This window comes from Streptomyces sp. NPDC001858 (assembly GCF_053594615.1).
In genome coordinates this window covers 23,336-45,460 of record NZ_JBSFEV010000033.1, presented here as the reverse complement: position 1 = coordinate 45,460, position 22,125 = coordinate 23,336, and the positions used below count along the sequence as shown (strand labels likewise).

Sequence of the window (22,125 nt, the reverse complement as noted above, 5' to 3'; positions counted from 1 at the left end):
CGACCACGGTGGTCAGCTGGGGCGGGCCATGGCTTTGACGAAGGCGCGTTCGACGTCGGCGGCGGAGAGGACGCCGAAGATCTCGCCGGTCTCCTCGACGACGAGGTATTCGGTGGCGGGGGTGGCGCGCAGGACGTCGAGGAGGTCTTCGCCGGCGAGTTCGGCGGAGATGCGCATGCCGTCGGTGAGGTCCTGGGCGAGGCCGCTGACGGCGACCCAGGGGCGGCGGTGTTCGGGTACGCCGACGATGGCGGCCTCGCGGACGAGGGAGAGGGGTTCGCCGTTGGCGTCGACGACGACGAGGGCGCGGGCGCCGGCGTCGTTGGCGCGGCGGAGGGCTTCGGAGAGGGGGGTGTCGGTCTCGACGGGGACGGCGCGGCGGGTGAGGGTGCGGGCGCGCAGGTCGGGGAGGTGTTCTCGCAGGCGGGCCATGCGCAGGCTGTTGCCGGCGCCGGTCCAGATGATGGCGGCGAGGATGGCGGCGAGGAGTGCGTCGGTGACGGTGTCCATGCCGACGCTGTCTTCTGCGCTGGAGCCGAGGGCGCCGGACTGGGTGAGGAGGGGGAGGCCGACGAGGACGGAGACGGCGAGGGCGCGGCCGACCCAGGCGGCGGCGATGGTGCCGCTCATGGGTTTGCCGGTGATCTTCCAGACGACGGCGCGGAGCATGCGGCCGCCGTCGAGGGGGAGGCCGGGGAGGAGGTTGAAGACGGCGACGATGAGGTTGGAGATCATCAGGCCGGCCAGCAGGACGCCGGGGACGGTGCCGGGTTCGACGGGCTGGAGGGCGAGGTAGAAGAGGCCGGAGAGGACGAGGGAGAGGAGGGGGCCGACGAAGGCGAGCCAGAACTCGCGGCCGGGGGTCTCGGCTTCTTTCTCGATCTCGGAGACGCCGCCGAAGAACTGGAGCTGGATGCGGCGGACGGGGAGTTTGAAGCGGAGGGCGGCGATGGTGTGGGCGAGTTCGTGGATGAGTACGGAGGCGTAGAAGGCGACGGCGAAGAAGAGGGAGACGAGGTAGCGGGCGGCGCCGAGTTCGGGGAGCACGCGGTCGAGCTGGTTGCCGAAGACCCAGGTGATGAGGGCGGCGACGAGGAACCAGCTGGGGGCGACGTAGACGGGTACGCCGAAGGGGCGGCCCATGAGGAGGCCGCCGCGGGGCTGCTCCGGGGGGCGTCGGGGTGGGGGGCCTTTGGGGAGGGTGGGGATGGGGGGTGGGGTCGGTTCGGCCTGGGGTTCGGCGTCGGTCTTGTCGTTCCCGGGCTCGGGGCCGGCCCCGGCGCCTGTGTCGGGGGTGGTGTCGGGGGTGGTGTCGGCGCCTGTGTCGCCGTCGCCCGTGCCGTTGTCGTGCTCGGGTCGGGGCTCGTCCGGGGTCTTCGCGAGGTCGGTGGCCGGAGACGCAGGTGTCGCGGGGTGTTCGGCCGACTGTTCGCTGTCCGGCCGCGGTCGCCCGCTCCCGCCGCTTTCCACCACGGTGTCCCCTCGATCGATGCGTCTCCCGCTCGTGTCGCGCGGGAGGCTCTGGGACCGATGGTATGCGGCAGTCGTGGCGTGTTCCGCCCCGGCACCCCCTGTGTTTCCCGGCTGTCGCCGCTGTCGGGAACGGGCCGGGGTGCGGGGCTGGGTCACTGTCGGTGGTGGGTCGTAAGGTCTGGAGTCATGGAGAGCAGCAGCGAGGGGGTCGCCCGGTCGGGCGACGGCGGTGTCGTGGAGGTTCCGGCGCAGCCGGGGGCGGTCGTGCCGGAGGCGGTCGTGCCGGAGGCGGTCGTGCCGGAGGCGGTGACGGCGGAGGTCGTCGCCATAGCGCCCACGTCGCTGTCGCCCTCTCGGGCCGGTGATTTCATGCAGTGCCCGCTGTTGTACCGGTTCCGGGTGATCGACCGGTTGCCGGAGAAGCCGAGTGCGGCGGCGACGAAGGGGACGCTGGTGCACGCGGTGCTTGAGCGGCTGTTCGACGCTCCGGCGGCGGAGCGGACGGCGCCGCGGGCGAAGTCGTTGATCCCGGGCCAGTGGGACCGGCTGCGGGAGTCGCGGCCGGAGGTGGTGGAGCTGTTCGCGGACGATCCGGAGGGCGAGCGGCTGGCGGGCTGGCTGGCGGAGGCGGAGCGGCTGGTGGAGCGCTGGTTCACGCTGGAGGATCCGACGCGGCTGGAGCCTGCCGAGCGGGAGCTGTTCGTGGAGACGGAGCTGGAGTCGGGGCTGCGGCTGCGCGGGATCATCGACCGGGTGGATGTGGCGCCGACGGGCGAGGTGCGGATCGTCGACTACAAGACGGGCAAGGCGCCGCGGGCGGAGTACGCGGACGGGGCGCTGTTCCAGATGAAGTTCTACGCGTTGGTGGTGTGGCGGCTGAAGAACGTGGTGCCGCGGCGGCTGCAGCTGGTGTATCTGGGCAGTGGTGACGTGCTGACGTACGACCCGGTGGTGGCGGATCTGGAGCGGGTCGAGCGCAGGTTGCTGGCGTTGTGGGAGGCGATCCGGCTGGCGACGGAGACGGGTGAGTGGCGGCCGCGGCCGACGAAGTTGTGCGGCTGGTGCGACCACCAGGCGCACTGTCCGGAGTTCGGGGGCACTCCCCCGCCGTATCCGTTGCCGGTGACGTCTTCGGCGGCGTCTTCGGTGAGGGCGGCCGACTCGGAGGGCGGGGCGCAGGGCAGAATGGGGCCGGGCTAAAAAAGGAGATCCACGTGGCCATCCGTGTCCTACTGGTCGACGACCAGCCGCTGCTGCGCACGGGCTTCCGCATGATCCTGGAGGCCGAGCAGGACATCGCGGTCGTCGGCGAGGCCGGAGACGGCCTGCAGGCTCTCGACCAGGTGCGGGCGTTGCAGCCCGATGTGGTGCTGATGGACATCCGCATGCCGCGGATGGACGGGGTGGAGGCGACCCGGCAGATCACCGGTCCCGGTCGGGACGGGCCGGCGAAGGTGCTGGTGCTGACGACGTTCGATCTGGACGAGTACGTGGTGGAGGCGTTGCGGGCGGGGGCGAGCGGTTTTCTGCTGAAGGACGCGCCGGCGAACGAGCTGGTGCAGGCGATCCGGGTGGTGGCGGCCGGTGAGGCGATGCTGGCGCCGAGCATCACGCGGCGGCTGCTGGACAAGTACGCCACGCATCTTCCGTCGGGCGACGAGCCGGTGCCGGACACGTTGCACACCCTCACCGATCGTGAGGTGGAGGTGCTGAAGCTGGTGGCGCGGGGGTTGTCGAACGCCGAGATCGCGGCCGACCTGTTCGTCAGCGAGACCACGGTGAAGACGCATGTGGGGCATGTGCTGACGAAGCTGGGGCTGCGGGACCGGGTGCAGGCCGCGGTGTACGCGTACGAGAGCGGTCTGGTGCGTCCGGGCGCGCAGTAGCGTGCGGAAAGGGGTGCCTGTCTCCGCTCCGGGCGGAGACAGGCACCCCTTTCATGTGCCGGGTGCCGAGGCCGTGGGCCGGGGGCGGTCAGCCCTTGCTGAGTTCCCAGAAGCGGAAGACCGTGGAGGCGTCGAGGCAGCTTTCGAGGCCGTAGACGTTCTCGCCGACGACGGCGTACTGCTTGGCCTGCCAGATGGGCAGGATGGGCAGTTGCTCGGCGACGAGGTCCTGGAGCCGGCCGTAGTCGGTGTCGGTGGCGGTGCGGTCGCTCTGGGCGGCGGTGCGCGGTATGAGGGTGTCGGTGATGGTGGTGTTGGTGTAGTTGTTGCCGAGCACGTTGCCCTCGCCGAAGAAGGGCGAGGTGAAGTTGTCGGCGTCGGGGTAGTCGGGCACCCAGCCCTTGACGTAGACGCCGTACTTGCCGTCGGCGATGTCCTTCTCGTACTGGTCGAAGGCGACGGACTTGACGTCGGCTTCGAACAGGCCGCTGGCGTTGAGCTGGGCGGCGATGGTCTCGAGTTCCTGGTCGGTGGCGGGTCCGTAGCGGGACGGGGTGGACCAGAGGGTGAGCTCGACCTTGTCGGTGATGCCCTCGTCGGCGAGTGCGGCGGCGGCCTTGGCCTTCGAGGGGCGGGCGCCGTAGCGGTCGAAGAAGGCGGTGTTGTGGCCGGTGATGCCGGCCGGGATGATCGAGTAGAGGGGGTCGGCGGTGCCCTGGTAGACGTCCTTGATGAGGGCTTCGCGGTCGATCAGGTGGGCGATGGCCTCGCGGACGCCGAGTTTGCCGGCGACGGGGTCGTCCATGTTGAAGACGAGGTGCTGGACTTCGGCGCTGCTGCCTTCGACGACCTCGACGTCGGCGTCGACGTCGGCGCTCTGCTGGATGTCGGCGATGTCGTCGGCGGTGAGGCCTCGGTAGGCGACGTCGATGTCGCCGGCGAGGAGGGCCTGCTCCAGGGCCTTCTGGTCGCCGCTGAAGAACTTGAGGGTGACGCCGCTGTTGCGGGTGTCGGCGGCGGAGCCCTGGTACTTCTCGTTGACGGAGAAGACGGCTCGGTCGTCGCCGAAGGAGTCCAGTTTGTAGGGGCCGGAGCCGACTGCGCCGCCGTCCTTGCGCAGGCCGTCGGCGTCGTACTCCTCGTGGTCGACGATGGAGCCGGCGCCCGAGGCGAGCTTGCTGGGGAAGGTGGCGTCGGGGGTCTTGAGGTGGAAGACGACGGTCTCGGCGTCAGGGGTCTCGACCTTGTCGAGCATGGGGAACATGATCGCCGGGCCGGCGTCGTCGTTGATCTTCAGCATGCGGTCGAAGGAGAACTTGACGTCCTCGGAGGTGAGCGCGTGGCCGTTGCTGAACTCGAGACCGTCCTTCAGCGTGCACGTGTAGACCTGGGTCTTCGTGTCGCTGAAGGAACATTTCTTCGCGGCGTCGGGCTCGGGTTGCGTGCCGCCCTTGGGGAAGCTCAGCAGCGACTGGAAGACGTTGTTGAACAGCAGCCAGGAGCCGGGGTCGTAGCCGGCGGCGGGGTCGGTGCTCAGGACGTCGTCGGACATGCCCAGGACGACGGCGGAGTCGTCGCCTCCGGATCCTCCGCTCTGGGTGCCGCAGCCGGTCAGCAGGCCGGAGGCCAGCCCCGCCACGATCGGCAGGACCGGCCACTGGTTACGCAGGTTCACGAAATGCCTCGTCGTCATCTCTGGTCACCCCGGGGCCAGCCGCCTTGACCCCGGGGTTCGGTGGGGGGGGTCAGTTGCTCCCGTGGCCGAGTTCCCACAGCTGCAGGGTCGCGGAGGAGTTCAGCACGTAGGCCGTGCCGGTGACGTCGTTGTTGGCGGCCACGTACTGCTTGCCCTGCCACAGCGGCAGGATCGGGACGTCCTCGGCGACGATGTCCTGGATCTTGGTGAGGGTCTTCGCGGCGCTGAGGCGGTCGGCCTCGCGGCGGGAGGCCGGGATCAGGTTGGTGATGATGTCGCTGTTGGCGTAGGGGGACTTGAGGAAGTTGTCCTTGTCGAGGAACGGCGCGACGAAGCTGTCGGCGTCGGGGAAGTCGGGGAACCAGCCCGAGCCGAAGACGGCGTACTCGCCCTTGCGCCTGGCCGGGACGAAGGTGTCCCAGGGGGTGCCCTCGATGGTGACGTCGAAGAGGCCGCTGGCGTTGAGCTGCTTCTGCAGCGTCTCGAACTCCTGCTTGGTGGCCGGCCCGTAGTGGTCGGTGGTGTAGTTCAGCGTCAGCTTCACCGGGGTCTCGACGTCCGCGTCGGAGAGCAGGGCCTTGGCCTTGGCCTTGTCGGGCTCGCCGTAGGCGTTGATGAACGAGTTGGAGTGGCCGGTGAGGGTGGCCGGGACGAGCGAGTAGAGCGGCTCGGCCTGGGAGCCGTACACCTGGGAGATGAGCTGGGCGCGGTCGATGACCTGGGCCATCGCCTGGCGCACGGCCTTGGACTTGACCGTCGGGGCCGAGGTGTTGAAGGCGAGGTAGCGGATCTCGAGGCCGCTCAGTTCGACCAGGTCGATGTCCCCGCCGGTGGAGGCCTCGGAGAGCTTCTTGATCTGCTCCGGGGACATGGTGCGGGTCATGAGGTCGATGTCGCCCTTTTCGAGGGCGGCGCCCATGGCGTCGGCGTCCTCGTAGGAGACCAAGTCGACCTCGTCGTTGTTCACGCTCAGCGTCCCCTTGTAGTTGGGGTTCTTGGTGAACACGGCCTTGGTCATCTCGTCGCCGTCGGTCTTGGCCTCGAGGGTGAAGGGGCCGGAGGCGTCGACCTCGAAGCCGTCGCGCAGCTTGCCCTTCTCGTAGTCGTCGGGGTTGACGATGCCGGCGACCGGGGTCGACAGCTTGAAGGGGAAAGTGGCGTCGGCCGTGTTGAGGTGGAAGATGACTTCGTTGTCGCCCTTTGTTTCGATGGTGTCGATGGTCGACAGCAGGGCGAACACGCCGGAGTCGGCCTTGATGGTGCGGGCGCGCTCGATGGAGAACTTGACGTCGTCGGCGGTGATGGCGTCGCCGTTGGCGAACTTGAGGCCGCTGCGCAGCTTGCAGGCGTAGCGCTCGTTGCCGGTGTCGGTGAAGCCGCAGCTCTGGGCCGCCTCCGGGACGGGTTCGCCCTCGCCCTTGGGCTGGATCATCAGGGTCTGCACGGTCTGGCGCAGGATGTTCCAGGTGCCGACGTCGTAGGAGTAGGCGGGGTCGAGCGGGGCCGGGGCGTCCTTGGTGGCGGTGAACCGGTCGGTGGTGCCCACGACGATGGCATCGCCGCTGTTGCTCCCGCTGTCGGACGCGCCGCACGCGGCGAGTGCGGGCGCGAGGAGACCGGCCACGGCCGGCAGCACCAAAGTCTTACGGTTCATGCTCGATTTTCTCCAGAGCTGTCGGTCCGTGTATCCGGCATGCAGGGGTGGCGCAGCGGTCACGGAGTTAGAGCGAGGTTCTCGCCACGAGATTAGTCGGGACCGGCAGGACGGTTCGCGGCGACCGGAGTTGAAACCCCATCACGCAGCGAAACCGGCCGTGGACGCACTGAACAGCCGTCAGCGGAAGGATTCGTACAGCAATTCATCAATCGGGACACAAGGATGCGCGAAACCCCCGTCCGGACGGGCGGAATGCACACGGAGAGTCGACTGTCGAGCCCCGTTCAGGTGGGGAACGTCACACGTCGGACGGGGGCCGGACGGGGTGGAATTCAGCCGCCCGCGAGAGGTGCTTGAAGATCCGAATTCCCCCGCGCGCACACCCGCCGAATTCCCTTGCTATCGGCGGTGCACGCTGGGTGAACGCCTATCGCATTTCCGTCATCGGAGCGGCATCAGGCCGCGCAGAAATGTCAGGTCGACTTGTTCGAGGGACGGAACAACAGTGCGTCGCAAGGAGGGTGCGATGGGCGCCACGGAGGGCACGGCGACGACATGGCAGCCTGCGGCCTCCGCCGAGGCGACCCCGGTCGCGGTGTCCTCGATGACGGCGCATCTGGCCGGATCCACCCCGAGTCCGGCGGCCGCGAAGAGGTAGGGGTCGGGGTGGGGCTTGGTGCGGGCGACCTCGTCGCCGGCCACGCTGAGGCGGAAGTTCTCGGCGCCGAGCGAGGTCAGGACGCGGTCGATGATGCGCCGGTGGGAGGCGGAGACGAGGGCCGTGGGGATCTCCTGCTCGGCCAGTTCGGCGAGCAGCCGGGCCGCTCCCGGCATCAGGGGCAGGGCGCGGGTGATGCGGTCCTCGAACCCCTCGTTGAGCAGGACGGCGAGGTCGGCGAGGGCGATGTCGGCCCCGGTCGCCTCGATCAGGAACCCGGCGCTGCGGCTCATCGGGCCGCCGACCACGACATGGCGCCAGGAGTCGTCGAGGGCGTGGCCGAGTCCGGCGAAGATCTCGACCTCGACGTCCCACCAGAAGCCCTCGGTGTCCACGAGGGTGCCGTCCATGTCGAGGAGCACGGCCTGCAGGGCTGAGCCCTCGGCCGTGCGGGTTACTGGCGCGGGAACCGTGCTGGTCATCCACGTACCTCCTTGAGGGACGAGCAGGCCGGTTCCCCGCTGTGGGGAACCGGCCTGCAGTGGACCGACCAGTGTACGACTTATCCGATCAGGGTGCCGATCGGCGCGCGGGCGTCACCGTGCGTTGAAGTACTTCGCCTCGGGGTGGTGGATGACGATGGCGTCCGTGGACTGCTCGGGGTGGAGCTGGAACTCCTCCGACAGGTGGACGCCGATCCGCTCGGGCCGCAGCAGCTCGGCGATCTTGGCGCGGTCCTCCAGGTTCGGGCAGGCGCCGTAGCCGAGGGAGAAGCGGGCGCCGCGGTACTTCAGGGCGAACATGTCCTCGACGTCGGCGGGGTCCTCGCCGGCGAAGCCGAGTTCGGAGCGCACGCGCGCGTGCCAGTACTCGGCGAGGGCCTCGGCGAGCTGTACGGACAGTCCGTGCAGTTCGAGGTAGTCGCGGTAGGAGTTGGACTCGAACAGCTTGGCGGTCTCCTCGCCGATGCGGGAGCCGACGGTGACGATCTGGAGGCCGACGACGTCGGTCTCCCCCGACTCCTCCGGGCGGAAGAAGTCGGCCAGGCAGAGCCGGCGGCCGCGGCGCTGGCGCGGGAAGGTGAAGCGGGTGCGTTCGTTGCCCTGTTCGTCCAGGAGGATCAGGTCGTCGTCCTTGGACACGCAGGGGAAGTAGCCGTAAACGACGGCCGCCTCTAGGAGGTTGTCGGTCTGGAGCTTGTCGAGCAGGCCGCGCAGCCGGGGGCGGCCCTCGGTCTCGACGAGTTCCTCGTAGGTGGGTCCGTCGCCGGCGCGGGCCTGCTTGAGGCCCCACTGGCCCTTGAAGAGGGCGCCTTCGTCGAGCCAGGAGGCGTACTCCTTGAGCTGGATGCCCTTGATGACGCGGGTGCCCTCGAACGGCGGCTTCGGGACGGGGTTGTCGGTGGCGACGTCGGAGCGGACGTGGCCCTCCTCCGGCCGCTCCTCGACCTCGACGACGACGGCGGCCGCGTTGGCGGCGCGCACCCGGCGCTGCTTGAGCTCGGGCAGCTTCGCGCCGGGCACCCCGCGCTTGACGCCGATGAGGGCGTCCATGAGGCGCAGTCCCTCGAAGGCGTCGCGGGCGTAGCGGACCTCGCCCTGGTAGATCTCGTGGAGGTCCTGCTCGACGTAGGCCCGGGTCAGGGCGGCGCCGCCGAGGATGACGGGGTAGTTCGCCGCGAGGCCGCGCTGGTTGAGCTCCTCCAGGTTCTCCTTCATGATCACCGTGGATTTGACCAGGAGGCCGGACATGCCGATGACGTCGGCGCGGTGCTCGGCGGCGGCGTCGAGGATCGCGGAGACGGGCTGTTTGATGCCGAGGTTGACGACGGTGTAGCCGTTGTTGGACAGGATGATGTCGACGAGGTTCTTGCCGATGTCGTGGACGTCGCCGCGGACGGTGGCGAGCACGATGGTGCCCTTGCCGTCGTCGTCGGTCTTCTCCATGTGGGGTTCGAGGTAGGCGACGGCGGTCTTCATGACCTCGGCGGACTGGAGCACGAACGGCAGCTGCATCTGGCCGGAGCCGAAGAGTTCGCCGACGACCTTCATGCCGTCCAGGAGGGTGTCGTTGACGATGTCGAGCGCCGGGCGGGTTTCGAGGGCGGCGTCGAGGTCGGCCTCCAGGCCGTTCTTCTCGCCGTCGATGATGCGGCGCTTGAGGCGCTCCTCCAGCGGCAGGGCGGCGAGTTCCTCGGCCCGGCCCGCCTTGAGGGACTTGGTCGTGGCGCCCTCGAAGAGCTGCATGAGCTTCTGGAGGGGGTCGTAGGCGGGTTCGTCGCCCTGCTGGGGGGTGCGGCGGTCGTAGACGAGGTCGAGGGCCGTCTGGACCTCTTCCTCGGTGAAGCGGGCGATGGGCAGGATCTTGGAGGCGTGGACGATCGCGGAGTCCAGGCCGGCCTTGACGCACTCGTCGAGGAAGACGGAGTTGAGCAGGACGCGGGCGGCCGGGTTGAGGCCGAAGGAGATGTTCGACAGGCCCAGGGTGGTCTGGACGTCGGGGTGGCGGCGCTTGAGCTCGCGGATGGCCTCGATGGTGGCGACGCCGTCGCCCCGGGACTCCTCCTGGCCGGTGCAGATGGTGAAGGTCAGGGTGTCGATGAGGATGTCCGACTCCAGGATTCCCCAGTTCCCGGTGAGGTCGTCGATGAGCCGTTCGGCGATCTCGACCTTCTTCTCGGGGGTGCGGGCCTGGCCCTCCTCGTCGATGGTGAGGGCGATCAGCGCGGCGCCGTGCTCCTGGGCCAGCCGGGTGACCTGGGCGAAGCGGGACTCGGGGCCGTCGCCGTCCTCGTAGTTCACGGAGTTGATCACCGCGCGGCCGCCGAGCTTCTCCAGGCCGGCCCGGATGACGTCGACCTCGGTGGAGTCCAGGACGATGGGCAGGGTGGAGGCGGTGGCGAAGCGGCCGGCGAGTTCCTCCATGTCGGCGACGCCGTCGCGGCCGACGTAGTCCACGCACAGGTCGAGCAGGTGCGCGCCCTCGCGGATCTGCTCGCGGGCCATCTCGACGCAGTCGTCCCAGCGGCCGGCCAGCATGGCCTCGCGGAACTTCTTGGAGCCGTTGGCGTTGGTGCGCTCGCCGATGGCCAGGTAGGAGGTGTCCTGGCGGAAGGGGACGGTCTGGTAGAGGGAGGCGGCGCCGGGCTCGGGCTGCGGGTGGCGCTCGGTCGGGGTGGCCCCGTGGACGCGCTCGACGAGCTGGCGCAGGTGCTCGGGGGTGGTGCCGCAGCAGCCGCCGATCAGGTTCAGCCCGTAGTCGCGGACGAAGGTCTCCTGGGCGTCGGCCAGGCCTTCGGGGTCGAGCGGGAAGTGGGCGCCGTCCTTGGTGAGGATCGGCAGGCCGGCGTTGGGCATGCACAGCAGCGGGGTGCGGGAGTGCCGGGCCAGGTAGCGCAGGTGTTCGCTCATCTCGGCGGGGCCGGTCGAGCAGTTCAGGCCGATCATGTCGATGCCGAGGGGCTCCAGCGCGGTGAGCGCGGCGCCGATCTCCGAGCCCAGCAGCATGGTGCCGGTGGTCTCGAAGGCCATGGAGACCAGCAGTGGCACGTCGGCGCCGGTCGCCTCCATGGCGCGCCGGGCGCCGAGGATGGACGACTTGGTCTGCAGGAGGTCCTGGGTGGTCTCGACGATGAGGGCGTCGGCGCCGCCGGCCAGCAGGCCCTCGGCGTTGGCCTGGAAGCCGTCGCGGAGCGTGCCGTAGCCGATGTGGCCGAGCGTGGGCAGTTTGGTGCCGGGTCCGATCGAGCCGAGCACCCAGCGCTGTCGGCCGTCGCGGGCGCCGAAGGCGTCGGCCACCTCGCGGGCGATGCGGGCGCCCGCCTCGGACAGTTCGTGCACCCGTTCGGGGATGTCGTACTCCGCCATGGCGGAGTGGTTGGCGCCGAAGGTGTTGGTCTCCACGCAGTCCACGCCTGCGGCGAAGTACTCCTCGTGCACCGAGCGGACGATGTCCGGCCGGGTGATGTTGAGGATCTCGTTGCAGCCCTCGAGGTTCTCGAAGTCCTCGAGGGTGGGCTCCTGGGCCTGGAGCATGGTGCCCATGGCTCCGTCGGCCACCACCACACGGGTGGCCAGGGCCTGGCGGAGCGCGGACACACGGGTCCGGCTGTCGGCGGAAGGGGTCGGCGGCACAGAGGCCATGAAAGGGCTCCCTCAGATGCGACGGCTGTCGGCTTTGCGTCACCTCAGGATGCGGGCAGAAACGCTTCCCGAGGAGCGCGCACGCCGTCAGGGTAGCCGGGACGGAGGCCTTATGGTCAGGGACGTCCAGGGGGCGGACGAGCCTGGCGGCCGGGCCCCGGCCCGGACAGGGTGGTGCGGGCGGTGCGGCACGGGCGGGCGACGGCCGTGCCACGGCTGGGGGACGAGTGACGAAACACGGATCGACCGACCATTAGCGGGAGGTCGGCATGGACCGGTAGTGTTCGACATTGCCGAACGGTGGCAGTACATGCCGTGCGGAGACGGTCATAAGGGGACGGAGGCAGGAGGGCGATGGCACGGAACATTCAGTCGGTCGAACGTGCGGCCGCGATGTTGCGGCTGCTCGCGGGCGGCGAGCGACGACTCGGCCTGTCGGACATCGCCTCGTCCACGGGCCTGGCCAAGGGCACCGCGCACGGGATCCTGCGCACCCTCCAGCAGGAGGGCTTCGTCGAGCAGGACGACGCCTCCGGGCGCTATCAGCTGGGCGCGGAGCTGCTGCGTCTGGGCACCACGTACCTGGACGTGCACGAGCTTCGCGCGCGGGCCCTGGTGTGGACGGACGACCTGGCCCGCTCCAGCGGCGAGAGCGTGCACCTGGGGGTGCTGCACCAGCAGGGCGTGCTGATCGTGCACCACGTCTTCCGGCCTGACGACAGCCGCCAGGTGCTGGAGATCGGGGCCATGCAGCCGCTGCACTCCACGGCCCTGGGCAAGGTGCTCTCCGCCTACGACCCGGTCGCGCACAGCGAGGCGCTGGAAGCGGACCGCAAGCCCTTCACGGACCGCACGGTGTGCGAACCGGAGGCCTTCGAGCACCTCCTGGACCTCACGCGCGCGCGTGGGTACGCGGCCGACGTCGAGGAGACCTGGGAGGGCGTGGCCTCCATCGCCGCGCCCATCCACGACCGGCGGCGGATGCCCGTCGGCGCGGTCGGCATCACGGGCGCGGTGGAGCGCCTGGCCAGGGACGGCGAGCTGCGCCCCGAGCTGATCGCCGCGGTGCGCGACTGCGCCCGCGCGGTCTCGCGCGATCTGGGCGCCGGCCGGTTCTGAGCGGTCCGCCGCGTCTGAGAAGTGAGTAAGAGCCCACCGGAACGGCGTTGGACGTTCCGGCCCTTGCCATACCCTGAGATAACCGCCTGAAATAGACATTTAGGTCGAGAGTATGCGCACCGGTGCGAAGATCCATGCCTCACAGCGATCAATAACGATCGCATTTTCGATAACAGCACTCTTGACGCACGGGTAACATCCGGGCAAGACTCCCGTCCATCGGTCGGCATTGTCGAACACTTAACGGCAATACGCGCTAGAGTGTGACAACGCCAAAGGCCGGCATCGCTCTCACCCCGAGGGCGCTCGAATCCCCGGCGGGACCCGGGGTTCGGCTTCCCTGGACGAAGGACAAAGGAGTCGCGGGTGTCCAGCTCCGACATCTTCATCGGCGAGACCATCGGTACCGCCATACTCATCCTGCTGGGCGGTGGCGTCTGCGCCGCCGTCACGCTGAAGGCCTCCAAGGCGCGCAACGCCGGCTGGCTCGCCATCACCTTCGGGTGGGGTTTCGCCGTTCTGACGGCGGTCTACACCTCGGCGCCCCTCTCCGGCGCCCACCTCAACCCGGCGGTCACCCTCGCTCTCGCGATCAAGGACGACGACTGGAGCAACGTTCCGGTCTACTGGGGCGGACAGCTGCTCGGCGCCGCGATCGGCGCCACGCTGGTCTGGATCGCCTACTACGGCCAGTTCCACGCGCACCTCACCGACAAGGAGATCGTCGGCGGTCCGGGCGCGCAGTCCACGAAGGTGAAGGCCGTCGAGGCCCAGGAAGAAGGCGCGGGCCCGGTCCTGGGCGTCTTCTCCACCGGTCCGGAGATCCGGGTCGTCTGGCAGAACCTCGCCACCGAGATCATCGGCACCTTCGTGCTGGTGCTCGCCGTCCTCACGCAGGGCCTCAACGACAAGGGCAACGGCCTCGGCAACCTGGGCGCCCTGATCACCGCGCTCGTGGTCGTCTCGATCGGTCTGTCCCTCGGCGGCCCGACCGGCTACGCGATCAACCCGGCCCGTGACCTCGGCCCGCGCATCGTGCACGCCCTCCTGCCCCTGCCCAACAAGGGCGGCTCCGACTGGAGCTACGCCTGGATCCCCGTGGTCGGTCCGCTGATCGGCGGCGCGATCGCTGCAGGCATCTACAACGTCGCCTTTGCTTAAAAGCACCGCTTCGCTTGAGAGCACCGCGCTTTCCCGGAACCTCGCAGCACGCGCCGTACGTACCGCCCCCAACCACGGAACCCCCAGGAGCACACAGTGACCGACGCGCACACCGCCGGCCCCTTCATCGCCGCGATCGACCAGGGCACCACCTCGTCCCGCTGCATCGTCTTCGACCGGGACGGCCGGATCGTCTCCGTCGACCAGAAGGAGCACGAGCAGATCTTCCCGAAGCCGGGCTGGGTCGAGCACAACGCCGACGAGATCTGGACCAACGTCCAGGAAGTCGTCGCCGGAGCCGTCGAGAAGGCCGGCATCACGCGGGACGACATCAAGGCCATCGGCATCACCAACCAGCGTGAGACCACGCTGCTGTGGGACAAGAACACCGGTGAGCCCGTCCACAACGCCATCGTCTGGCAGGACACCCGCACCGACGCGCTCTGCAAGGAGCTCGGCCGCAACGTCGGCCAGGACCGCTTCCGCCGCGAGACCGGCCTGCCGCTGGCGAGCTACTTCGCCGGCCCCAAGGCCCGCTGGCTGCTCGACAACGTCGAGGGGCTGCGCGAGCGCGCCGAGGCGGGCGACATCCTCTTCGGCACCATGGACAGCTGGGTCATCTGGAACCTGACCGGCGGCGTCAACGGCGGCCACCACGTCACCGACGTGACCAACGCCTCGCGCACCATGCTGATGAACCTGCACACCATGGAGTGGGACGAGAAGATCGCCGAATCCATCGGCGTCCCGCTGCAGATGCTGCCCGAGATCCGCTCCTCCGCCGAGGTCTACGGCGAGGTCACCGGCGGACGGCTCGGCGAGCTGCTCGGCGGCATCCCGGTCGCGTCCGCGCTCGGCGACCAGCAGGCGGCCCTGTTCGGCCAGACCTGTTTCGCCGAGGGCGAGGCCAAGTCGACGTACGGCACCGGCACCTTCCTGCTGATGAACACCGGTGAGAAGCCGGTCAACTCCTACAACGGCCTGCTCACCACGGTCGGCTACCGCATCGGCGACCAGAAGGCGGTCTACGCCCTCGAAGGCTCGATCGCCGTCACCGGTTCGCTGGTGCAGTGGATGCGCGACCAGATGGGCCTGATCTCCACCGCCGCCGAGATCGAGACGCTCGCGCTCACGGTCGAGGACAACGGCGGCGCCTACTTCGTGCCGGCCTTCTCCGGCCTGTTCGCCCCGTACTGGCGCTCCGACGCCCGTGGCGTCATCGCCGGCCTCACCCGCTACGTCACCAAGGCGCACCTCGCGCGCGCCGTCCTGGAGGCCACGGCCTGGCAGACCCGCGAGATCACCGACGCCATGACGAAGGACTCCGGCGTCGAGCTCGCGGCGATCAAGGTCGACGGCGGCATGACCTCCAACAACCTGCTGATGCAGACGCTCTCGGACTTCGTGGACGCCCCCGTGGTGCGCCCGATGGTCGCCGAGACCACCTGCCTCGGCGCCGCCTACGCCGCCGGCCTCGCCGTCGGCTTCTGGACCAGCACCGACGACCTGCGCGCCAACTGGCGCCGGGCCGCCGAGTGGACCCCCAACATGGCCGCGGAGAAGCGCGACCGTGAGTACAAGAGCTGGCTCAAGGCCGTCGAGCGGACCATGGGCTGGCTCGAGGACGAGGAGTAAGAACCCCACATGACCAGTCAGACCACCCTGAAGTCCGTGACCGCCCTCGGGACGCACCCGGCGTCCGGCTCGAACCCGAGCCGCGCCGAGACCCGGGAGCAGCTCTCCAAGGCGTCGTACGACCTCCTCGTCATCGGCGGCGGCATCCTGGGCATCTCCACCGCCTGGCACGCCGCGCAGTCCGGTCTCAGGGTGGCACTGGTCGACGCCGGCGACTTCGCCGGCGCCACCTCCTCCGCCTCCTCCAAGCTGCTCCACGGCGGTCTGCGCTATCTGCAGACCGGCGCGGTGAAGCTGGTGGCGGAGAACCACTTCGAGCGCCGTGCGGTGTCCCGTCAGGTGGCCCCCCACCTGGCGAACCCGCTCACGTTCTACCTCCCCGTGTACAAGGGCGGGCCGCACGGCGCGGCGAAGCTCGGGGCGGGCGTCTTCGCCTACTCCGCGCTGTCGGCGTTCGGCGACGGCGTCGGCCACCTCCTGTCCCCGGCCAAGGCCGCGCAGGACGTGCCCGAGCTGCGCACCGACAACCTCAAGGCCGTGGCCGTGTACGGCGACGACCAGATGAACGACGCGCGCATGGCGCTGATGACGGTCCGCGGGGCCGTCGAGGCGGGCGCGGTGGTCCTCAACCACGCCGAGGTGACCGGCCTCAGGTTCACCAAGGGCCGGGTGACCGGCGCCGACCTCAAGGACCGCACGTCCGGCGACGAGTTCGGGGTCAACGCCCGGCTCGTGCTGAACGCGACCGGCCCCTGGGTCGACCGCCTGCGCACGATGGAGGACCCGAACTCGGCTCCGTCCATCCGCCTGTCCAAGGGCGCGCACCTGGTGCTGAAGCGGACGTCGGCGTGGCGGGCCGCGCTGGCGACCCCCATCGACAAGTACCGGATCACCTTCGCCCTGCCCTGGGAGGACATGCTGCTGCTGGGCACCACCGACGAGGAGTTCGAGGGCGACCCGGCGGATGTCGCGGTCACCGAGAAGGACACGGCCCAGATACTCGACGAGGCCGCGTTCTCCATCCGCGACCAGCAGCTGTCCCGTGATCTGATCACCTACTCGTTCGCGGGTCTGCGGGTGCTGCCGGGCGGGCCCGGCGACACGGCGAAGGCCAAGCGCGAGACCGTGGTGACCGAGGGCCGGGGCGGCATGCTGTCCGTCGCGGGCGGCAAGTGGACGACGTTCCGGCACATCGGCCGTACGGTCATGCAGAAGCTGGAGGCGCTGCCGGGCGCTCCGCTGGGTGACGACTACGAGCCCGTCTCGGCCCTGCCCAAGAAGCTGCCGCTCCCCGGTGTCGCCAACCCGCGCGCGGTCGCGCACCGGCTGCTGGTCGACAATCCGGCGCCGGGTCCGCGGATGGCCGCCGACACGGCGAAGCACCTTGCCACGCACTACGGTTCGCTCGCGTTCGACATCGCGCGGCTCGCGAACGACAACCCCGAGCTGGCCCAGCGGGTTCACCCCGACGCGCCGGAGATCTGGGCACAGGTCGTCTACGCCCGGGACAACGAGTGGGCCGAGACGCAGGACGACGTGCTGCGCCGGCGTACGACGCTGACGATTCGGGGGCTGGCCACGGACGAGGTCCGTGCGAAGGTGCAGGATCTGCTCGACAAGAAGTAGTTCCCTACGACGGGAAAGGGGCGGCTCCTCGCAGAGGGAGCCGCCCCTTTCACGTGGACCGTTGTCGAGCGCGGGTGCGTTGTGGCTGGTCGCGCAGTTCCCCGCGCCCCTAGGTTGGTGACCCCAGCGCCCTTACATCGCTCGGGTCGCTCAACTCGCCTCTGTGGACGATTAGTTCGCGGCCCAGTAGCAGTGCTCGCCGGGATGCCGGAACCGGTTCGGCGAGGGTGGTCAGGTCTGTCAGGTGGGCGAAGCCGATGATCCTGCGGATGATCTCCGTGCCGGCGTAGCCGATCGACTCCGTCCAGACCCTGCGGAGGAAGCGGTCCAGGTAGGCGTCGTCGAAGAAGGTGTCGACCCTCGTCGGCCACAGGCGGCGGAACTCCGTCTCGAACGCCGTCCAGGACAAGCCGAGTTGGTCGGCGTGGTCGCTCAGGGAACCCAGCGCTCGCGCCCGCTCCTCCGAGACCAGGACGTTGGCCCAGTAGAGGCCGAGGTCGTAGCCGATCGGGCCGACGAAGGAGAACTCGGGGTCGAAGACCCGGACGACCGGGGTGCCTTCACGGTCGCCGACCATGACGCTGCCGGTGTGCAGGTCGCCGTGGAGGAGGGCCTGGGCGCTGGTCATGAAGGTGTGGCGGAGGTCGGCGACCTCGGTGCGGAGCACGGCATCGGCGCGGATCTCCGCCGCCAGGTCGGCCAGGCCCTCGTGCCAGTGGTTGTGCTCGTGCTCGATGTACGGCTCCGACAAAACCACGTCCTCCGTGATCTTGCAGAGCTCCGGGCTCACCGAGGCCGCGATCAGCGCCTTGCGCTCGGCCGACGCCATGCCGAAGTCGCTGGTGGCGAAGGAGAACTGGGCGACGAACTCGCCGATCCTGGCCGAGGTGTTCGGGCCGTACGCCGCGCCCTCGTTGAGCAGGGTCCGCAGGACCTCTAGGTCCGACATGTCCTCCATGAGGAGGGCGTAGTTCTCGGGGTCGTAGCCGTGGATCGCCGGGATCTTGTCCGGGGCGACCCGCGCGACCTGCTCGTACGCGCGCGCCTCGGCGTCGGCGCGGTCCGGGTTCATCGGCCAGGACGGGCCCGCGACGCGCACCCAGGGCAGGGCCTGCTTGAGGGCGAGGCTGCGGGTCCCGGCGGCGTTCGAGGCCAGGAAGACCCGGTTCATGTTGCCGTCCGAGACCTCGCGGACGGTGATGTCGTCCAGGTTCTCCCAGTGGCCCCGCTCGTGCAGGTAGCCCGGGATGTCGTCGGTCTCCAGGATGCGGTAGCCCACGGGGTCTCCTTAGGACGTGCGGCGCTTGGACAGGGTGAAGCTGAAGACCAGGGCGAGGATCAGCACCGCGCCCTCGACGACGTCCTGGGTGTAGTACGGCAGTCCCTTGATGGTCAGGCCGGTGGTGATGATGCCGATGAGCACCGCGCCCAGGGCCGTGCCCCACACGTTGGGGCGGCCGCGGCCCAGGACGGAGGTGCCGACGAGCGCGACCGCGACCGCCTCCAGCAGCTGCGAGGTTCCGGCGGACACATCGCCCTGGCCGATCCGGGACGCCAGGATCAGGCCGCCGACGGAGGCGAGGACGCCGGAGATGACGTAGGCCAGCGCGCGGTAGGCGCCGACGCGGATGCCGGCCAGCCGGGAGGCCTCGGGGTTGGCGCCGATGGCGTACAGGACGCGGCCCCAGCGGGTGCGGGCGAGGAAGACCCAGGCGGCGATGGTCAGGCCGCCGAAGATCAGCACCGAGATCGGGATGCCGAGGACCGTGCCGCGGTCGATCTTCAGGAAGCCGTCGGTGAACTTGCCGGGCGCGGTGCTGCCGTCGTCCATCGTCATGCCCGGAGTGATCGACTGGCCGTCCACGAGGATCAGTTTGCTGCCCTGGATGACGAACATCGTGCCGAGCGTGGCGAGCATGTCGGGGATCTTCAGCACGACGATCAGCAGGGCGTTGAGCAGGCCCGCGAGGGCGCCCGCCACCAGGACCGCGAGGATCGCGACGGCGCCGACCTGGTTGTGGACGACCATCGACTGGGCGGCGACGGACACGCCGAGACCGGCCACCGCGCCGACGGACATGTCCATTCCGCCGACGGCCATGGTGAGGGTGACGCCGAGGCCGAGGATCGCGGCGACGGAGACGTACCGCAGGGTGTCGAGGAGGGTGGCCGACTCGCGGAAGGAGCCCTCGCTCAGCGCGAAGTACAGGAACAGCGCGACCGTCACGAAGATGAAGCCGTACTTGATCACGGCGTTCTGGACGCGCACCGCGGTGGAGGTCGCGGGCGCGGTCGCCGCCTTGGCGGGGACCTCGGTGCTCTGTGCTGTGGTCATGGTGCTTCCTGGACCTCGTGGGGCGGGCAGGGCGTCAGACGGACGCCGAGATGGTCTGGATCACGCGGTCGCGCTCCGCGTCTTCGCCGTAGGCGTCGAGATGGATCTCGCCGGCCGCGAGGACGACGACCCGGTCGGCGACCTCCAGGACCTCGTCGACGTCGGCGGACAGGACGAGGACGGCCGCGCCGTCGGCGGCGAGGGCGCGGGCCCGGCGGCCGATGTCGCGCCGGGCGCCGATGTCCACGCCTCGGAACGGTTCGTCCAGGATGAGGACGCGCGGGGGGTGGGCGAGCCAGCGGCCGACGACGACCTTCTGCTGGTTGCCGCCGGACAGCTCCTCGACGGTGCTGTGCTCGTCGCGGGCGACGACGCCCAGGGCCTCGATGGCAACGCGGCCGAGGGCGTCCTCCCGGGAGTGGTTCACGAGGCCGCCCCGGGACAGGGACTTCAGGAACGGCAGCGAGATGTTCTGGGCGAGCGACCAGCCGGGCACCAGGGCGTCGGCGTGCCGGTCCTCGGGGACCAGGTGGACGCCGGCCCGGATGGCGTCGGCGGGGCGGCGGGGCGCGTAGGCCGTGCCGTCGAGGGCGACCGCGCCCGCGGTGAACGGCTCGGCGCCGAACAGGCCGCGGGCCAGCTCGGTCTTGCCCGCGCCCAGCAGGCCGACGACGCCGGTGACCTCGCCCGCGCGCAGGTCGAGGTCGAGCGGGGAGCGGCCCTCGAAGAGGCGGACGCCGCGCAGGGAGAGGACGACCTCTCCCCCGGCTCCCTCCCGGACGGGCCGGGCGGTGGTCGCCTCCTGGGCCTGGGCGAGCATCGCGCGCAGGGCCGCGTCCCAGTCGAAGGGCTTGGTCTGGTCCTCGGTGAGACGGCCGTCTCGCAGAACGACCAGCCGGTCGGCGAGCGCGTCGATCTCGCCGAGCCGGTGGGAGACGTAGAGCACGGCGATGCCGTCGGCGCGCATCCGCTCGACGAGCGCGAACAGCCGTTCGGCCTCGGCGGCGGAGAGCGCGGAGGTCGGCTCGTCGAGGATCAGCAGCCGGGGGCGGGTCGCGAGGGCGCGGGCCAGGATCAGCAACTGCCGGTCGGAGATGCCGAGTTCGGTGACGTCCTGCTTCAGGGTCGCGTCGCTCCAGGCCAGGCCGAGGCCGGCCTGGATCTCCCGGGCGCGGGCGAGCGTGGCGCGGCCGTTCAGGAACGGGTTGCCGCGCTTCTGGGCGAGTTCCTCGAAGACCAGGTTCTCGGCGACGGTGAGGCCGGGCACGATGCCCTCGCCGATCCGCTGGTGCACCGTCTGGATGCCCAACTGGCGTGCGACGAGGGGGGAGTTGAGGGTGACGGTCGAGCCGTCCACGCGCACCTCTCCCCCGTGGTCGGTGTGCACGCCCGACAGGATCTTGATCAGCGTGGACTTGCCGGCGCCGTTCGCGCCGAGCAGCGCGACCACGCTGCCCGGTGCGATGTCGAGCGAGACGGACGCGAGCACCGTCTTGCCGCCGAAGGCCATGCTGACGTCGGTGAGACCGACCGCGGGCGTCTCAGCCGTCTCAGTCGTCTCAGTGGGCGACATTCGAGATCCAGTCCGCGGTCGAGACCTGGGACAGGTTCAGCGCGGGCAGCGCCTCCCGCAGCTGGTCCATGTTCGCGATCTTCTTCTCGCGCAGGAAGTCCTGCGTGATGGCGACGGCCGGGAACTCGACGGAGGTCTTGTTCAGCTCGCCCGCCAGTTCCAGCGCGGCGGTGCGCACGACGGCCGCGCCGACGGCGGACGGGTCGGTGCCCGCCGTGGCGACCCAGGGGCTGTCGGCGGCGGTCATCTGCTGGATGTCGGCGTTGGAGACGTCCGCGCCGAAGACCTTCACCTTGTCCTGCAGCTTCTTGTTCTGCACGGCGAGGACGGCGCCCTTGGCGAGCTCGTCGTAGGGCGCGAAGACGCCGGCCACGTCGGAGTGCTGGGTGAGCGCGGCCGAGACCAGGGGAACGTTGTCGGTGGCCGTCGAGTCGGTGACCTTGCCGACCTTGAACTGCTGCTTCCAGCCCTCGGAGGTCACCGTGGACTTCCAGACGGTGTCGCGCTTGTCGAGGGCGGCGTAGCCGGCGACGTTGACGTAGCCGACCTTGGCGTCCTTGCCGACCTCCTCGGCCATCACGTCGAGAACGGCCTGGGCCATGCTCGCGTCGTCCTGCTTGGTGGAGACGACGCCCTTGGTGGCCGTCTCGACGTCGTAGACGACGACCTTGATGCCCTTCTTCACGGCCTTGTCGATCTCCGGCTGGATGGTCGCCGGGAAGCCGTGGTCGATGATGATCGCCTTCGCGCCGGAGTTGATCGCCGAGGAGAGGTCCGTGGCCTGCTTGGCGTTGTCGGCCTGGGCGTCGTACACGGTCAGGTCGATGCCGAGGGCCTTGGCCTGGGCCTTCGCGCCGTTGCCCCACTGCTCGAAGTAGTCGCCTGCGCCGCTCTGGCGGACCAGGGCCACCTTGACCGCGCCCTCGCTGAAGGGGGCGGGCTTCTTGCCGGTGGCGGCCGAGGCCGAGGCGGCGGTGTCGCCGCTGTCCTTCGAGGCGTCCGTGGACTGTGCGCAGCCGGCGAGGACGAGGGCGGAGACGGAGGCCAGCGAGAGCGCGGCGAGCGGCAGACGGGCACGGGACATGAGGGGCTCCAGTTACGGGTGGTGCTGAGCTGGGGATGCAGAGGCGGGCGAGAGCGGGCCCGGAGCCGGGGACGGAAATG

General features: G+C 69.9%; 15 protein-coding genes. 6 read left to right on the top strand and 9 right to left on the bottom strand.

The genetic code is table 11. The features are described from left to right. Positions 1-12: 12 nt before the first annotated feature. Positions 13-1,473: a site-2 protease family protein gene (locus tag ACWCPF_RS34185; RefSeq protein ID WP_451048987.1), complete on the bottom strand. Its 1,461-nt coding sequence runs from the start codon at positions 1,471-1,473 to the stop codon at positions 13-15. Positions 1,474-1,659: 186 nt separating this feature from the next. On the opposite strand from ACWCPF_RS34185, the gene ACWCPF_RS34180 reads away from it, so the two are divergent. Both ACWCPF_RS34180 and ACWCPF_RS34175 read left to right on the top strand, forming a co-directional pair. Beyond that, a complete protein-coding gene (locus ACWCPF_RS34180; protein WP_451048986.1) occupies positions 1,660-2,673 on the top strand; it encodes a RecB family exonuclease in 1,014 nt (337 codons plus the stop codon). 14 nt (positions 2,674-2,687) lie between these two features. After that, the gene (locus ACWCPF_RS34175) at positions 2,688-3,359 is read left to right on the top strand and encodes a response regulator (RefSeq protein WP_020141342.1); all 672 of its coding nucleotides are present in this window, start codon (positions 2,688-2,690) and stop codon (positions 3,357-3,359) included. Between the two features lie 88 nt (positions 3,360-3,447). Here the strand turns inward: ACWCPF_RS34175 and ACWCPF_RS34170 are convergent, their stop codons facing one another. The 4 genes from ACWCPF_RS34170 to metH form a co-directional block, all read right to left on the bottom strand. Continuing rightward, positions 3,448-5,034 carry an ABC transporter substrate-binding protein gene (locus tag ACWCPF_RS34170; RefSeq protein WP_451049041.1) on the bottom strand — a complete coding sequence of 529 codons (1,587 nt, stop codon included), beginning with the start codon at positions 5,032-5,034 and terminating at the stop codon, positions 3,448-3,450. Between the two features lie 70 nt (positions 5,035-5,104). After that, on the bottom strand, positions 5,105-6,709 hold the full coding sequence (locus tag ACWCPF_RS34165) for an ABC transporter substrate-binding protein (RefSeq protein WP_451048985.1): 1,605 nt from the start codon (positions 6,707-6,709) through the stop codon (positions 5,105-5,107). A 444-nt stretch (positions 6,710-7,153) separates the two neighbouring features. Next, positions 7,154-7,852 carry an HAD family hydrolase gene (locus tag ACWCPF_RS34160; RefSeq protein ID WP_451048984.1) on the bottom strand — a complete coding sequence of 233 codons (699 nt, stop codon included), beginning with the start codon at positions 7,850-7,852 and terminating at the stop codon, positions 7,154-7,156. A 114-nt stretch (positions 7,853-7,966) separates the two neighbouring features. Continuing rightward, positions 7,967-11,512, bottom strand: coding sequence for a methionine synthase (gene metH, locus ACWCPF_RS34155; protein ID WP_451048983.1), 3,546 nt, complete (start codon positions 11,510-11,512; stop codon positions 7,967-7,969). 354 nt (positions 11,513-11,866) lie between these two features. Here metH and ACWCPF_RS34150 point away from each other — a divergent pair, with 354 nt between their 5' ends. From ACWCPF_RS34150 to ACWCPF_RS34135, 4 genes are all read left to right on the top strand, one after another. Continuing rightward, positions 11,867-12,631: an IclR family transcriptional regulator gene (locus ACWCPF_RS34150; protein ID WP_451048982.1), complete on the top strand. Its 765-nt coding sequence runs from the start codon at positions 11,867-11,869 to the stop codon at positions 12,629-12,631. 366 nt (positions 12,632-12,997) lie between these two features. Continuing rightward, positions 12,998-13,792, top strand: coding sequence for an MIP/aquaporin family protein (locus tag ACWCPF_RS34145; RefSeq protein WP_451048981.1), 795 nt, complete (start codon positions 12,998-13,000; stop codon positions 13,790-13,792). Between the two features lie 96 nt (positions 13,793-13,888). Further along, positions 13,889-15,427, top strand: a complete 1,539-nt coding sequence (gene glpK / locus ACWCPF_RS34140) for a glycerol kinase GlpK (RefSeq protein ID WP_451048980.1) — start codon at positions 13,889-13,891, stop codon at positions 15,425-15,427. Positions 15,428-15,436: 9 nt separating this feature from the next. Further along, positions 15,437-17,053, top strand: a complete 1,617-nt coding sequence (locus ACWCPF_RS34135; RefSeq protein WP_451048979.1) for an FAD-dependent oxidoreductase — start codon at positions 15,437-15,439, stop codon at positions 17,051-17,053. A gap of 109 nt (positions 17,054-17,162) precedes the next feature. On the opposite strand, the gene mtnK is transcribed toward ACWCPF_RS34135, so the two are convergent. The 4 genes from mtnK to ACWCPF_RS34115 are packed head-to-tail and all read right to left on the bottom strand — an operon-like array spanning position 17,163 to position 22,045. Beyond that, the gene (gene mtnK / locus ACWCPF_RS34130) at positions 17,163-18,332 is read right to left on the bottom strand and encodes an S-methyl-5-thioribose kinase (RefSeq protein ID WP_451048978.1); all 1,170 of its coding nucleotides are present in this window, start codon (positions 18,330-18,332) and stop codon (positions 17,163-17,165) included. A gap of 9 nt (positions 18,333-18,341) precedes the next feature. Next, positions 18,342-19,388, bottom strand: coding sequence for an ABC transporter permease (locus tag ACWCPF_RS34125; protein WP_451048977.1), 1,047 nt, complete (start codon positions 19,386-19,388; stop codon positions 18,342-18,344). A gap of 34 nt (positions 19,389-19,422) precedes the next feature. Then, complete coding sequence (locus ACWCPF_RS34120; protein ID WP_451048976.1) at positions 19,423-20,961, bottom strand: sugar ABC transporter ATP-binding protein; 1,539 nt, start codon at positions 20,959-20,961, stop codon at positions 19,423-19,425. Next, a complete protein-coding gene (locus tag ACWCPF_RS34115) occupies positions 20,948-22,045 on the bottom strand; it encodes a substrate-binding domain-containing protein (RefSeq protein ID WP_451048975.1) in 1,098 nt (365 codons plus the stop codon). The genes ACWCPF_RS34120 and ACWCPF_RS34115 overlap by 14 nt, the downstream gene beginning before the upstream one ends. Between the last annotated feature and the right edge of the window lie 80 nt (positions 22,046-22,125).

What these genes read in the sequence shown, in the direction of transcription:
- ACWCPF_RS34135 (WP_451048979.1), top strand. Translation starts at nt 15,437, where the DNA reads ATGACCAGTCAGACCACCCTGAAGTCCGTGACCGCCCTCGGGACGCAC.
- metH (WP_451048983.1), bottom strand. Translation starts at nt 11,512, where the DNA reads ATGGCCTCTGTGCCGCCGACCCCTTCCGCCGACAGCCGGACCCGTGTG.
- ACWCPF_RS34120 (WP_451048976.1), bottom strand. Translation starts at nt 20,961, where the DNA reads ATGTCGCCCACTGAGACGACTGAGACGGCTGAGACGCCCGCGGTCGGT.
- ACWCPF_RS34180 (WP_451048986.1), top strand. Translation starts at nt 1,660, where the DNA reads ATGGAGAGCAGCAGCGAGGGGGTCGCCCGGTCGGGCGACGGCGGTGTC.
- ACWCPF_RS34115 (WP_451048975.1), bottom strand. Translation starts at nt 22,045, where the DNA reads ATGTCCCGTGCCCGTCTGCCGCTCGCCGCGCTCTCGCTGGCCTCCGTC.
- ACWCPF_RS34150 (WP_451048982.1), top strand. Translation starts at nt 11,867, where the DNA reads ATGGCACGGAACATTCAGTCGGTCGAACGTGCGGCCGCGATGTTGCGG.
- ACWCPF_RS34125 (WP_451048977.1), bottom strand. Translation starts at nt 19,388, where the DNA reads ATGACCACAGCACAGAGCACCGAGGTCCCCGCCAAGGCGGCGACCGCG.
- ACWCPF_RS34165 (WP_451048985.1), bottom strand. Translation starts at nt 6,709, where the DNA reads ATGAACCGTAAGACTTTGGTGCTGCCGGCCGTGGCCGGTCTCCTCGCG.
- ACWCPF_RS34160 (WP_451048984.1), bottom strand. Translation starts at nt 7,852, where the DNA reads ATGACCAGCACGGTTCCCGCGCCAGTAACCCGCACGGCCGAGGGCTCA.